Origin of the sequence: Bradyrhizobium sp. AC87j1 (assembly GCF_002936975.1) — a bacterium.
Taxonomy (GTDB): Bacteria; Pseudomonadota; Alphaproteobacteria; order Rhizobiales; family Xanthobacteraceae; genus Bradyrhizobium; species Bradyrhizobium shewense.
This window is the reverse complement of the sequence record NZ_PTFE01000076.1, coordinates 1-13,606: the sequence shown is the minus strand read 5'-3', so window position 1 is coordinate 13,606 and position 13,606 is coordinate 1. Positions and strand designations below refer to the sequence as shown.

Genomic DNA, 13,606 nt, shown 5'->3' with positions numbered 1-13,606 from the left:
AAGGGGCGTCAGCGCCGTGCTCACCATCTTCCTCGATCTAGAAGAAGCCGTTCCCAAAAATGACGTCATGCCCGGGCTTGTCCCGGGCATCCACGTTCTTGGCTCCGAGCGGTAAGGCGTGGATGGCCGGGTCAAGCCCGGCCATGACGAGCGGAGAGAGTGAGCGCTCGCCCCTACTCCGCCAGCCTCTGCTGCAACCGCGCCTTCACGATCCCATCCCGCGCCAGCTGATCGGCGCGCTCGTTCTCGGGGTGGCCGGCATGGCCCTTGACCCAGTGCCAGCGGACTTCGTGCTGCTTCAGCGCGGCATCCAGGCGCTGCCATAGCTCGACATTCTTCACGGGTTTCTTGTCAGCGGTGCGCCAGCCGTTGCGCTTCCAGCCGAAGATCCAGCCGGTGATGCCCTGCCGGACATACTGGCTGTCGGTATAGAGATCGACCGTGCACGGCTTCTTCAGCGCCTCGAGCGCGGAGATCGCGGCCATCAACTCCATCTGGTTGTTGGTGGTGTGGCGCTCGCCGCCGTTCAACTCTTTTTCCTTGTCGCCGAACTTCAGGATCGCGCCCCAGCCGCCCGGTCCGGGATTTCCCGAGCAGGCGCCATCGGTATAGATCGTGACATTGGGACGCTCGCTCACGCGACCAATCCTGACGGCATCAGCCCGTAATCGCGTACGCTCGTCACGCTCTGGTGGAAGCGCAGCTTGCGAAAATATTCCAGCGGGTCCTTCGGCTTGACCAGCGCGCCCTCGGGCACGTTGAGCCAATCCACCAGCCGCGTCAGCAGGAAGCGGATCGCAGCACCACGGGCCAGCAGCGGCAGCGCGGCCTCTTCGGCGTCGGAGAGCTTTCGCACCCGGCCATAGGCGTTGAGGAAGGCGCGCGCCTTGGTGACGTTGAAGGAATGATCCGGCTCGAAGCACCAGGCGTTGAGGCAGATCGCGACGTCATAGGCCAGCATGTCGTTGCAGGCGAAGGTGAAGTCGATGATCCCCGAGAGCTGGTCGCCGAGGAAGAAGACGTTGTCGTTGAAGAGGTCGGCGTGGATCACGCCCTCCGGCAGATTGCCCGGCCAGATCCCGCTCGAGAGATGGTCGAGCTCGGTCGCGAGAAAGGCGCGCAGGCCCGGCTGCACCTCGTCGGCACGGTTCGAAGCCGCATCGAACAGCGGCCGCCAGCCCGCGACCGACAGCGCATTGGCGCGCCGAACCGCAAAGTTCGCGCCGGCCAGATGCATCTTCGCCAGCGCCCCACCGACGCCGGCGCAATGGGCCACGTTCGGCTTGCGCGGCCACATGCCTTCGAGAAAGGTGATGATCGCCGCGGGACGCCCCGACAGCTCGCGCAACGCCTCGCCGTCTCTTCCCTTCACCGGCAGCGGGCAGTTGATGCCGTGCTCGGCCAGATGCGTCATCAGGGCGAGGAAGAACGGCAGGTCATTCTTCGCCACGCGCTTCTCGTAGAGCGTGAGGATGAACGAACCCTGGCTGGTATGCAGCAGGAAGTTGGTGTTCTCGACACCCTCGGCGATGCCCTTGTAGGAGAGCAATTCGCCGAGCTCGTATTGCTTCAGGAAATCCGCAAGCTCTTCGGCGGCAACGTCGGTGTAGACCGCCATAAAAGTCTACTCGGCGGCGGCTTCGGGGCGCACCTGACGCGGCAACGGGAAGAACTCGTTCTCCTCCGCGGCCGAGACCGTCTCCACATGCAGCGTGTAGCGCTCGGCGAACGCGTCCATGATCTCCTCGACGATCACTTCCGGCGCGGAGGCGCCCGCGGTGATGCCGAGGCTTTTGATGTTGCCGAACTTGTCCCAGTCGATGTCGGTGGCACGCTGCGCCAGCACCGCAATCCCGCAGCCCTCGCGCTCGGCGACCTCGCGCAGGCGCTGCGAGTTCGACGAATTGGGGGCACCGACGACGATGAGCGCGTCGACCACCGGCGCCACCTTCTTCACCGCGAGCTGGCGGTTGGTGGTGGCATAGCAGATGTCTTCCTTGTGCGGCCCGTTGATGTTCGGGAAGCGCTCCTTGAGCAGCGCCACGATCTCCGCGGTGTCGTCGATCGACAGCGTTGTCTGGGTCACGAAGGCGAGGTTGTTGGGATCCTTCGGGGAGATCGTCTTGGCGTCCTCGGCGGTCTCGATCAGGGTCACGGCGCCGGTCGGAAGCTGGCCGAGCGTGCCGACTACTTCGGGGTGATGGGAGTGGCCGATCAGGAAGATCTCGCGGCCACGCTTGAAGTGGATCGCGGCCTCGCGGTGCACCTTGGTCACCAGCGGGCAGGTCGCATCCAGCGAGAACAAATTGCGGGACTGGGCATCGGCCGGAACCGACTTCGGCACGCCGTGGGCCGAGAACACCACCGGGGCGCTGGTGTTTTCCGGGATTTCGGCCAGCTCCTCGACGAAGATTGCGCCCTTCTTCTTCAACCCGTCGACGACATACTTGTTGTGCACAATCTCATGGCGAACATAGACGGGGGCGCCGTACTTATCGAGCGCCCGTTCCACGGTGTCGATCGCCCGGACCACCCCGGCGCAGAAGCCACGGGGAGAACAAAGCACGATCTTGAGGTCTGGTTTGGCTGACATTGAGCGATCTCGGGACCGAATCACCTCGCCAAATGGGCGGGAAGCGGTCGATGGATGGAATAGGGCTTGGGTACGGGCTTACAGGGAATTGGGCCCCCTTTCGGGCGCTGTCAAGGCACTATCTATAGCAGAACCATTGCGTGGCTACCCCCTCCGGGCTTATATAGCGCGAATTCCCAGTCATCGCTGATGACCACCGGTTTCGCCTCCAGAGGGGTGGGCGAAGCACAAAGGAGATTTGCCATGAGCAACGCACCGCTGATGCCCAAGGCGACCGCCGTCTGGCTGCTCGACAACACCGCGCTGACCTTCGACCAGGTCGCCGATTTCACCAAGATGCACCCCCTCGAGGTGCGCGCGATCGCCGACGGCGATGCTGCCCAGGGCATCAAGGGCATGGATCCCCTCTCCAACGGCCAGCTGACCCGCGAGGAGATCGAGAAGGGCGAGAGGAGTCCGGATTATCGGCTCCGCCTCCAGGAGAGCAAGGTGGTGCTGCCGCCCCAGCCCAAGCGCAAGGGCCCGCGCTACACCCCGGTCTCGCGCCGCCACGAGCGTCCGAGCGCCATCCTCTGGCTGCTGCGCAACCATGCCGAGCTCAAGGACGCCCAGATCATGCGTCTGGTCGGCACCACCAAGAGCACCATCGCGAGCGTGCGGGACCGAACCCACTGGAACACCTCCCAGCTGACCCCGATCGACCCTGTCACCCTCGGCCTCTGCTCGCAGATCGAGCTCGATTTCGAGGTGGCGCGCGCGGCCAAGGAGAAGCCGATCGACGCAGCCTATGGTGGCGCGACCCTGCTGCCGGCGTCCGAGACCACCAAGAAGGACGAGTTCGAGCCGGCCGAGCGATCGAGCGACGACCTCAACCTCGACGCCGTGTTCGCCAAGCTGAAGACGCTCGGCGGCAAGAAGCAGGAAGACGAGGAGGAGTAAGGCTCCGCGCCTCGCGCCGAACGTCCAAATCGATTCGAACGCGGCGGAGCCATCCGCCGCGTTTTTGCTTGATGGCGGGACGACCCGGCCCGGACAGTCGAGCCCCAGGACGAAAGTCAGAAGGGACGTGGAGCGGATGGCACGCAGGAGCTCAGCCGAGCTCGATCACGTCGTCGACTTCGTGGACGAGTCCGACGCCATCGATGGTCAGCACCATCTTCGTCTTGAGCTTCTCGTGTCCCTTGATCCGGCCGGCGGCGATCGCATCGCGCACGGCCTTCTCGATCTCGCGCTGTGAGGTGACCCCGACCTGCTTGAGGAATTTGCGCAAAGACGTGTTGAACTGGTCCTCGTTCATGAATCCCTCCGTTAACCGGGCGACCTACGGCCGCTCAGGATGGTTCAGCATGTATTCGCCGAGGTCGCGCTGGCGGCGATCGGCACGGGCGGTGGCGGCGTTGCGCTGCACGTCGCGGTCCTTGCGGCAGGCCACGTATTCCGGCGAGCCCTGCGCATTGCCCCGGCTCAGGCAGACCGCATCGTCATCGTCGCCGCCCATCGCCACCGGCGTCTGGTAGCGCGCGGAGCAGGCGGAGAGCATGAGGCCCGCAAACACAATCGCAAGAAACGGCTTCGCATTCATAGCAGCTCTTTCGTCCTCATGGTGAGGAGCCCGCGCAGCGGGCGTCTCGAACCATGAAAGGCCCGGATGCAGCAGCGGGGCCTTTCATCCTTCGAGACGCGCGCCAGGCGCGCTCCTCAGGATGAGGGTTGAGCGGAAAAATGCGGCCTATTCAAGCCCCCAATGGAGTCGGTCATTCCGGGATGGTGGGTAAGCACCAGACCTCAGGTGCGCAATTGCGCACCGAGGAATCTCGAGATTCCGGGCTCGATGCTACGCATCGCCCCGCGATGACGCTTCGCGTCACACCCGCCCCTTCAGCGCCTCCCCGATCTCGTCGAGCGTCTTGGGGTCCTCGATCGTCGCCGGCATGGTCCAGGACTCGCCGTCGGCGATCTTCTTGATGGTGCCGCGCAGAATCTTTCCGGAGCGCGTCTTGGGCAGGCGTCCCACGGTGATCGCGAGCTTGAAGGCGGCGACCGGGCCGAGCTTGTCGCGCACCAGCGCGACGATCTCCTTCTCGATCTCGGCGGGCGCACGCTTCACACCGGCCTTGAGCACCAGGAAGCCGCACGGCACCTCGCCCTTGATCGCGTCCTTGACGCCGAGCACGGCACATTCGGCAACATCGGGATGCGAGGCCAGGATCTCCTCCATGCCGCCGGTGGAGAGCCGATGGCCGGCGACGTTGATGATGTCGTCGGTGCGGCCCATGACGAAGACATAGCCGTCCTCGTCCTTGTAGCCGGCATCCGAGGTTTTGTAATAGCCGGGGAATTCGCTGAGATAAGCCTCCTTGAAGCGCGCATCCTGATTCCACAGCGTCGGCAGACAGCCCGGCGGCATCGGCAGCTTGATGACGATCGAGCCCATGGTGTTGGGCCCGACCGGCTTTGCCGCCTCGTCGACCACGTCGACCTGGTAGCCCGGCATCGGCACCGTCGGCGAGCCATGCTTCACCGGCAGCATGCCGAGCCCGACCGGATTGCCGGCGATGCACCAGCCGGTTTCGGTCTGCCACCAATGGTCGATCACCGGCACCTTCAGCTGCTGCTCCGCCCATGCGACCGTCGGCGGATCGGCACGCTCGCCGGCGAGGAACAGGGTGCGGAAATTCGACAGGTCGTATTGCCGGATGAACTTTCCTTCCGGATCGTCTTTCCGGATCGCGCGGAACGCGGTCGGCGCGGTGAAGAACGCGACCGCCTTGTGCTCCGAGATCACGCGCCAGAACGCGCCGGCGTCGGGCGTGCCGACCGGCTTGCCCTCATACATGATCGTCGTCGCACCGTGCAGCAGCGGGCCGTAGACGATGTAGCTGTGGCCGACCACCCAGCCGATGTCGGAGCCGCACCACCACACCTCGCCCGGCTTGACGCCATAGAGGTTGAACATCGACCATTTCACCGCGACGAGATGGCCGCCATTGTCGCGCACGACGCCCTTCGGGATGCCAGTGGTGCCCGAGGTGTAGAGGATGTAGAGCGGATCGGTCGCGGCGACAGGCGCGCATGCGGCCTTCTTGCCGTCGTTCATCGCCTTGCGGCGCAGGCTTGCCCAATCGTAGTCCCGCCCCGGGGCCAGGTCGCAAGTGAGCTGCGGGCGTTGCAGCACGATGCAGGCCTTCGGCTTGCTACCGGCAAGCCTGATCGCCTCGTCGAGCAGCGGCTTGTACTGCACGATGCGGCCGGGCTCGATGCCGCAGCTTGCGGAGAGGATGAGTTTCGGCTGCGCGTCGTCGATGCGGGTGGCAAGCTCCTTCGCTGCAAAGCCGCCGAACACCACGGAGTGCACCGCCCCGATCCGCGCGCAGGCGAGCATTGCGACCACGGCCTCCGGCACCATCGGCATATAAAGGATGACGCGATCGCCCTTGGCGACGCCGAAATCCTGCATGATGGCGGCGAGCGCCTGCACCTCGTTCAGCAGTTCGGCATAGGTGAATTTGGTAACGCTGCCGGCCAGCGGTGAATCGTGGATCAGCGCGACCTGGTCGGCGCGGCCGCCTTCGACATGGCGGTCGAGCGCGTTGTAGCAGGTATTGACGACACCGCCGGCGAACCAGCGGCCATAGGTTCCCTGCGAGGGGTCGAAGATCGATTTGGGCGGCTCGATCCAGTCGATCTCCTTCGCCGCCTCGGCCCAGAAGCCTTCGGGGTCGGCCAGCGAGCGGGCATGGACCTCGTGATAACTGCTGTTGCCCTGGATGTTCATTCCCGCGCTCCCGTTACCTTTATTGGCCTGACCTTGAACCTTGCGGCACGACGGTCGCCCCGCCATGACCCGGATCAAGTGTCGGCCTTGTTTGAGAGGTATTTTCCCGGGAACGGGCCGCGGTTCAAGCTGAAAAGGATGGGTCTCGTCGAAGCGATAAGCGAGCCGTGGAGATCGAGGCAAACTAGCGCGACAGCATAGGTGGGCTCTCTCCCCCCTTGTGGGGGAGAGCCGGAGAGGGGGTAGCCACGAACTCCGCTCCGAGTTCGTGGCTACCCCCCTCCCTAACCCTCCCCCACAAGGGGGGAGGAACGTCTTGTGCGCGTGGCAGCGACTAGCTCTCCGTCGCATTCAGCTTCTGTAACCGGTCCTGCATGACCTTCCTCAGATCATAGCCCGGCCGGCCGAAGCTGGCGTTGCGGAGGCTAAGGAAATCGCGCTGGGTCTTGCGTACTTCGCCAGCCGAGCGCTTGCCCGCCGATTTCAGCACGCGCTCGTAGGTCTCGGCGATCTGGCGGTCGAGCACGCCCAGTTGCGGATCGGCGCAGATCACCTTCTCGACCTCACGCCTGGCCGTCGCGCATTCGAAGGACGGACCATTGCCGGACGCCGCATTCAGCGCCCGCGGCGGCTCACCGCCGAATTTCGCGATCTCCGCGATCGTGCTGCGGCGGCCGTTGGCAGCATTCTCGTTACCGGGATCGAGCTTGAGCGCTGTCTCGTAATCGGCCAGCGCCTTCTTGCGCTCGCCCATCTTCTTGTAGAGCACGGCGCGGTTGTTGTAGGTTTGCGCGAAATTCGGATCGAGCTTCAGCGCAGCGTCGTAGTCGCTGAGCGCCGCTCCGAACTCACCCTTGAACTGGTAGGAATCGCCGCGGTTGGTGAAGAAGTTCGGCCGGGGCGCCAGGCGCAGCGCCTGGTCGTAATCGGCGATCGCCTTGTCGTACTCTTTCATGGCGGCATAGGTGAGCCCGCGGTTGTCAAAATATTCGGGCACCTTCGGATCGAGCCTGATCGCCTCGCCGTCGTCGGCCACCGCCTTGTCGAGCTGGCCGAGCTTCTTGTATGCCGCGCCGCGGTTGGTGTAGGTGCGCGGACGGTTGGGATCGAGCCGCAGCGCCTCGCTGAGATCCTTGATCGCCTTCTCGTTGTCGCCGCCGAGATAGTAGTTCACGCCGCGGTCGGACCATGCCTGTGCATCATCCGGCTTCAGCTTGATCGCCTGGTCGTAATCGGCGAGCGCACGGTCAAGCCTGCGCTGGGTGGTATACACGACACCGCGCAGCTCGTAAGCCTCCGCATCCCGCGGATCGAGCTCGATCGCCTTGCTCAGATCCGCCGCCGCGCGGTTGAGATCGCCGCCGGCTTCGCGCAAGAGGTCGCCGCGCAGGCGCCAGGACTTTGCATTCTTGCCGTCGATTGCGATGGCACGGTCGATGTCCCGCAGGGCTTGCGTGAGGCCGCCCGAAGTCCGCGCATTGGCGTCGGCGCGAACCAGCAGCGCCGCCGCGCGGTCGGACGCGGGACTTGCGCCCTGGTCGATGATGACGGTGCAGGCCGGGATCAGCTCCGCGGGAGCAGCCTTGCTGCCCATTACGCAATCGGTGCCCGCCGAGGCGGGGGCTGCAAGGACGAGGCTCATCGCCGCCCCGAGAAGAAAAGCGCGAAGCGAGATTTTGGCAAGCGAATGCGCTTGCGCGGAAGAATGCGTGCCGCACATGGCAGAGGGCTCCGTGGCGTCGGGTTCTCACCATTGTCGCGGCAGGGAAGAAATGGGTTCAATTTGGGAACAGTTAGGGGCGCGCGGCGCATCACTCCCTCGCCCCGCCTGCGGGGAGAGGCGAAGAATCGTCAATACCCGTCCACGCCATTCAGTCGCTGCAGCCGCTCCTGCATCGCCTTCTTCAGATCATACCCCGCCCGGCCGTACCCGGCATTGCGGCGGGCAATGAACTCGTCCTGTTCACGCTGGAGGTTCTTCGCTTCCGCCGGATTGCGCGCCTCCCGGATCACACGCGCATTGGAGGCAAAGATCTCGCGATCAAGATCGGCGAGCACGCGGTTGCCGCAGATCGCCTTCTCCACCGCCCGAGCCGCACGCCTGCAATTGAAGCTGGGCTTGCCGGCGACCGCCATCTGCGCGCCGATCCGCTCGAGCTCGCGCGCCATTGCCTTGTGATTGGCCTTGGCCTTCTCGTGGTTCGGATCGATCTTCAGCGCCGCGCCGAAATCCTGCACCGCCTTGGGCTTGTCGCCCTTCTTCAGCCTGAGCTCGCCGCGCGCATTCCAGATGTCGGCGAGCCCAGGGTCGAGCAAAAGGGCGCGGCTGTCGTCGGCGATGGCGCGGTCGACCTGGTCGTGCCGCGCATAGAGCGCGGCGCGCGCGATCAGCGCCTTGATCAGATCCCCCTTCGCCGTCTTCTCATTGTCGATCACGGCGGCACAGGCCGTGGCAGCCTTGTCCACATCGTCTGCCGCGGTCGCCGCGAGGCATGAGGCGACATCGACCTGTATCACCGCAGCCGGCTCGCCGCCGGTCGCAGCCTGGGCGGCAGTGAGCGACAGCGCCCCAAACAATACGGCACCTGACGATTGAATGAGTTTTCGAAAACGCATGCTCGTTGCTGTCGGACGTCTGCTTTCGTTCTTGCCTCGAGCCTTGCCTTACGTCTTGCCTCGGGGCCGTACTATCCATCATACGGCCGGATTGGTGCTAGCTTGTGGCGCCGCTCAAACCGGCTTCGGGGATCATCGTGTCGACATTCGAATGGATCATCGCGCTTCTGCTCGGCGCCGTTGCCTTATCGGCGCTGGCGCGGCGGATCAAGGTCCCCTACCCGACCTTTCTCGCCATCGGCGGCGCGCTGATCGCCTTCGTGCCGTCCAGCCCGTCCTGGGCGCTGGAGCCGGACCTGGCATTGGCGCTTTTTGTCGCACCGGTGCTGCTCGATGCCGCCTTCGACACCTCGCTGCGCGACCTGCGCAACAATTGGGTTCCGGTCTCGACCCTGGTCGTCGCCGCGGTCGGCCTGACCACGGCCGGCGTCGCCTTCGTCGCGCACCGGCTGATGCCCGATATGCCGTGGGCCGCCGCGGTCGCGCTCGGTGCCATCGTGGCCCCGCCCGATGCGGCCGCTGCGGTCGCGATCCTGAGCCAGGTCAAGCTGCCCCACCGCATGGTGAAAGTCCTGGAGGGCGAAAGCCTGCTCAACGACGCGAGCGCGCTTCTGATCTATCGCATCGCGGTCGGTGCCGTCGCCACTGAGCATCTGACATGGAGCCAGGTCGCGCCGACCATGGCGCTGGCGTTGGTCGGCAGCGTCGTCGCCGGCCTGCTCGCGGGTTACATCATCCCGCTGCTCCTGGAACGGGTCAGGGAAGCACCCAGCGCGATCATCGTGCAGTTCGCCACCACCTTCATGGTCTGGATCGCCGCGGAGCATCTCGGCCTCTCCGGCATTCTCACCATCGTCGTCTACGCCATCACCATGGCGCGCACGGCGGGGGCGCGCATGCCAGCACGGCTGCGGGTGCCGTCCTATGCGGTGTGGGAAACGATGGTGTTCGTGCTCAACGTGCTCGCCTTCATGCTGATCGGCATGCAGATGCGGCCGATCTGGACGCGGCTGGATGCGGACGTGCGCTGGGAATATTGCGTGGCCGCCGGCTGGATCCTGCTGACGGTGATCCTGGTGCGCCTCGCCTGGGTGACGTTCTATCGCACGACCTTGCGGGTGCTGGTCGCGCAGGGGATCTATCATCCGAACGACCCCAGGGCCGTCGCTTCGCCCAAAGGCGGTCTCATCATCTCCTGGTGCGGCATGCGCGGCCTCGTCACGCTCGCCACAGCTTTTGCCTTGCCAGAAACCTTTCCCTATCGTGACTTCATCGTCTTCATCGCCTTTGCGGTGGTGCTGGGATCGCTGGTGATCCAGGGCCTGACGCTGCGGCCGCTGATCCTGGCGTTCGGCCTTAGGGACGACGACCCCGTCGGCACCGAGGTCGCGCGCGCCCGCGCCGTCGCTTATCGCGCCGCGCTCGATGCGATCGAGAGCGATCCGTCGGAGGAGGCGGAGATCCTGCGGCTCGAATATCGCGCCATCCTGATGCAGGCCGGGAGCGATCCTCACGGTGGCATCGCCAGTGGCGAGCTGCCCGCCGATCCCCTGCGCCGCCGCGCCATCGCGGCCGCGCGCAAATCGATCTTCGACCTCCGCGCCACCGAAGTGATCGGCGACGATGCCTTCCACCGGCTCGAAGAGGAGCTCGATCGCGCAGAATTGAGCGCGGGGGGATGATTCTCTAGAGCAGCACACTCCGCTGTCGTCCCGGACAAGCGAAGCGCAGATTCGGGACCCATAACCACAGGACGTGGTTTGGCGAAGACTTGGAGTTACGAGCTCGCCCGGTAACTCGACCCTGTGGTTATGGGTCCCGGGCTCGCGCTACGCGCGCCCCGGGACGACAGCGGGGTTTGAACCAAACCCCACCTCCCCAGACTCATTCCTGATGACGACTCTGACCGACGACCGTCGTGTACGCGCGCGAGATGCGTCGCCTGCGCGATATTTTTATCTGCATATGGCCCTGGCCTGCGCGGCCACCGCGTTTCTCGGCTTCGCACCGACCTATTGGGTTCCCCTCGCCAACCGGACGCTGTCCGCAAGCCCCGTGATTCACTTTCACGGACTCTTGTTCTTCACCTGGTCTGTCTATTTCGTGCTTCAGACCTGGCTCGCCGCCTCGGGGCGCGTGGTCAATCACCGTTCTCTCGGCATCGCCGGCGTGTCGCTCGCCACCGCGATGACGATCTTCGGCTTCCTCGCCTCCGTGCATGTGATGCAGCACTCCGCCGCGCTCGGGCAGAAAGAGGCCGGCATCGGCTTCTCGATCGTGCCGATGAGCGGGATTGCGTTCTTTGCAATCGTGTTCGTGCTCGCAATCATGAACACGCGCAGACCCGAGATTCACAAGCGCCTGATGCTGCTCGCCGCGGTCTCGATCCTCGATGCCGCGATCGCGCGATGGTTCCTGACCTTCCTGGCGCCTCCGGGACCGCCCGGCCCGCCGCCGGTGCCGGTGACGATCGCGCCGGCCGTCGTCGCATCGCTGCTCCTCGTCGTCGCCATGGTGCGCGACTGGCGCACCGAAGGCCGCGTGCATCCGGTCTACATCTATGGCACGCTCGCGCTGCTGGCGGTGAAGGTCCTGAACTGGCCGATCAGCGAGACCGCGGCGTGGCATTCGTTCGCCGGCGGAATTCTGGCGCTGGCGCAGTAATCACCGCTGTCGTCCCGGACAAGCGAAGCTCCAGGCAACGCGAAGCGTTGACTGGGGCGTAGCGCAGATCCGGGACCCATAACCACAGGCCGTGGTTTGGCGAAGACTCGGAGTTACCGGCTCGCGCTACGACTTCTCCCTGTGGTTATGGGTCCCGGGTTCGCGCGTTGCGCGCCCCGGGACGACAGCAGAGATTGAAATCACGCCCCCGCCTTGCACGTGATCCCGCCGTCGACCACGAGCTCGATCCCGGTCACATATTTCGACTCGTCCGACGCCAGAAACAGCGCGGCGTTGGCGACGTCGAAGGCATCGCCCATGTGCCCCATCGGCACCTGCGCATCGCGCGCGCGCCACATCGCCTCGACATCGCCCTTGGCGTAGCTGGCGGCAAGACCGGCAGAGTGTTCGACCATCGGCGTCTTCATCAGGCCGGGCAGGATCGCATTTACTCGCACATGGTGGCGCGCGAACTCGATCGCGGTGGTGCGCGTCATCTGATTCATCGCCGCCTTCGAGGTGCCATAGGTGACGTAGGAGATGCCCATGTGGCGGATCGAGGCGATCGAGGAGATGTTGATGATCGAGCCGCCGCCCTGCTTCACCATCACTGGAATGACGTGCTTCATGGCGAAATAGGCGCTCTTGAGGTTGACGCTGAAGACGCGGTCCCAGCTCTCCTCGGTCACCTCGACCACGCTGCCCATCTCGGCGATGCCGACATTGTTGTCGAGCACGTCGATGCGGCCATAGGCCTTCAGGCACGCCGCCACCATCGCCTCGATCTCGGCAGACCGGGACACGTCGGCCGTGAACGCGGTCGCCTTGCCGCCTTCGCCCGTGATGATCTTTGCAGTCTCCTCGGCCGCGGCGCCGTTGCGATCGACGCAAAACACCTGCGCGCCCTCGCGCGCAAAGGTCACGGCGGTCGCCTTGCCGTTGCCCCAGCCGGGCCCGATCGAGCCGGCGCCCACCACCATCGCAACCTTGCCCTTGAGCCGATCCATCGTGTGTCTCCTTGTTGTTGTTCTTGTTGTAGCCCGGATGGAGCGTAAGCGTAATCCGGGGCCACTGTCCGGGATTGCGCTTCGCTCCATCCGGGCTACGGATCGTTGCACACCTTCATCGTGGTGACGTTAGCACCAATGGGATGCCCGACAATCTCCGACAGCGTCCGGCACTGTCCGTCATGGCACAGCCGCCATTCACCGGCGGCGCCCGAATTGCCGAGCATGACCTCCTGCATCGGTGCCTGCGCGGGCTGCCACTGAAACCAGCCGTCGACCAGCCGCGCCTCGGGCGGCGGCTCCATGCCGGGGCCGGTGCCCTTGACGCGGGCCTGCACCAGTTCGAGACCGGCGGGGGTGACGCGCCAATCCTCCTGCCAGTCGACTTTCGCGATCGAATGCGTCCAGACCAGCGTGAACGCGGACAGCGCCAGCGCCTTCCCGCCGAAAGCGGTTGCGAAGCAGAGGCTCACACCGCCTCGACCGGCACCGGTGGGCGCTGCCGCCATTGCCACAGCACGATCGCCGCCGTCAGCAGGAAGCCCGCGGTGTCGCTGAACGGGAAATCGCCGAGCAGGCAGAACGCGGCGCCGAGCGCGACCAGGCGCTCGATCAGCGTCAGCCGGGTGAACAGGAAACCGATCGCCACCATGCCGAACAGGCCGATCGCTGCCAATGCCTTGACGGTCGCCAGCGCCACCGCGCCGTAGAAGCCGAGCTTGGCCGCCATGGGGTCGCCGGCTTGCAGCATCAATGCCGGCGAATAGACGAATATGAAGGGAATGACGTAGCCGGCGAGCGCGATGCGCATCGCCTCCCAGCCGATCTTGTCCGGGTTCTCCTTCGCGATCGGCGCCGCCGCGAGCGCGGCGAGCGCCACCGGCGGCGAGAGGTCGGCCATGATGCCATAGTAGAACGCGAACATGTGGCTCGCGATCAAGGGCACCCCTA

14 protein-coding genes are annotated in these 13,606 nt (G+C 65.1%); 3 read left to right on the top strand and 11 right to left on the bottom strand.

Translation table 11 applies throughout. The annotated features are described in order from the left end of the window. Positions 1-173: 173 nt before the first annotated feature. The 3 genes from rnhA to ispH are packed head-to-tail and all read right to left on the bottom strand — an operon-like array spanning position 174 to position 2,593. Entirely contained in the window at positions 174-638 is a 465-nt protein-coding gene (gene rnhA / locus CV770_RS30035) for a ribonuclease HI (RefSeq protein WP_104464944.1), read from the bottom strand. After that, the gene (locus CV770_RS30030; protein WP_104464943.1) at positions 635-1,618 is read right to left on the bottom strand and encodes a homoserine kinase; all 984 of its coding nucleotides are present in this window, start codon (positions 1,616-1,618) and stop codon (positions 635-637) included. Before CV770_RS30030 ends, rnhA begins: the two co-directional genes overlap by 4 nt. Before the next feature lie 6 nt (positions 1,619-1,624). Next, entirely contained in the window at positions 1,625-2,593 is a 969-nt protein-coding gene (gene ispH, locus CV770_RS30025; protein WP_028140700.1) for a 4-hydroxy-3-methylbut-2-enyl diphosphate reductase, read from the bottom strand. Positions 2,594-2,836: 243 nt separating this feature from the next. On the opposite strand from ispH, the gene CV770_RS30020 reads away from it, so the two are divergent. Beyond that, a complete protein-coding gene (locus CV770_RS30020; RefSeq protein ID WP_201760105.1) occupies positions 2,837-3,532 on the top strand; it encodes a DUF1013 domain-containing protein in 696 nt (231 codons plus the stop codon). Between the two features lie 151 nt (positions 3,533-3,683). Here the strand turns inward: CV770_RS30020 and CV770_RS30015 are convergent, their stop codons facing one another. The 5 genes from CV770_RS30015 to CV770_RS29995 form a co-directional block, all read right to left on the bottom strand. Continuing rightward, a complete protein-coding gene (locus CV770_RS30015; protein ID WP_091955782.1) occupies positions 3,684-3,890 on the bottom strand; it encodes a DUF6494 family protein in 207 nt (68 codons plus the stop codon). A 24-nt stretch (positions 3,891-3,914) separates the two neighbouring features. After that, the gene (locus CV770_RS30010; protein ID WP_091955780.1) at positions 3,915-4,175 is read right to left on the bottom strand and encodes a hypothetical protein; all 261 of its coding nucleotides are present in this window, start codon (positions 4,173-4,175) and stop codon (positions 3,915-3,917) included. Between the two features lie 282 nt (positions 4,176-4,457). Beyond that, on the bottom strand, positions 4,458-6,368 hold the full coding sequence (locus CV770_RS30005; protein WP_104464941.1) for a propionyl-CoA synthetase: 1,911 nt from the start codon (positions 6,366-6,368) through the stop codon (positions 4,458-4,460). Between the two features lie 334 nt (positions 6,369-6,702). After that, positions 6,703-8,088, bottom strand: a complete 1,386-nt coding sequence (locus CV770_RS30000; RefSeq protein ID WP_104464940.1) for a tetratricopeptide repeat protein — start codon at positions 8,086-8,088, stop codon at positions 6,703-6,705. A 131-nt stretch (positions 8,089-8,219) separates the two neighbouring features. Next, complete coding sequence (locus CV770_RS29995; protein WP_104464939.1) at positions 8,220-8,984, bottom strand: tetratricopeptide repeat protein; 765 nt, start codon at positions 8,982-8,984, stop codon at positions 8,220-8,222. Between the two features lie 104 nt (positions 8,985-9,088). Here CV770_RS29995 and CV770_RS29990 point away from each other — a divergent pair, with 104 nt between their 5' ends. Then, positions 9,089-10,666, top strand: coding sequence for a cation:proton antiporter (locus CV770_RS29990; RefSeq protein ID WP_104464938.1), 1,578 nt, complete (start codon positions 9,089-9,091; stop codon positions 10,664-10,666). A 211-nt stretch (positions 10,667-10,877) separates the two neighbouring features. Further along, positions 10,878-11,648 carry a hypothetical protein gene (locus CV770_RS29985; protein WP_091955770.1) on the top strand — a complete coding sequence of 257 codons (771 nt, stop codon included), beginning with the start codon at positions 10,878-10,880 and terminating at the stop codon, positions 11,646-11,648. Between the two features lie 200 nt (positions 11,649-11,848). On the opposite strand, the gene CV770_RS29980 is transcribed toward CV770_RS29985, so the two are convergent. The 3 genes from CV770_RS29980 to CV770_RS29970 all read right to left on the bottom strand — a co-directional run. Then, positions 11,849-12,655, bottom strand: a complete 807-nt coding sequence (locus tag CV770_RS29980) for an SDR family NAD(P)-dependent oxidoreductase (protein ID WP_104464937.1) — start codon at positions 12,653-12,655, stop codon at positions 11,849-11,851. A 95-nt stretch (positions 12,656-12,750) separates the two neighbouring features. Further along, positions 12,751-13,164 carry a DUF1850 domain-containing protein gene (locus CV770_RS29975; RefSeq protein ID WP_104464936.1) on the bottom strand — a complete coding sequence of 138 codons (414 nt, stop codon included), beginning with the start codon at positions 13,162-13,164 and terminating at the stop codon, positions 12,751-12,753. Continuing rightward, a partial coding sequence (locus CV770_RS29970; protein WP_146101377.1) for a TRAP transporter large permease subunit occupies positions 13,125-13,606 on the bottom strand: 482 nt, incomplete at its 5' end. The genes CV770_RS29975 and CV770_RS29970, both read right to left, overlap by 40 nt.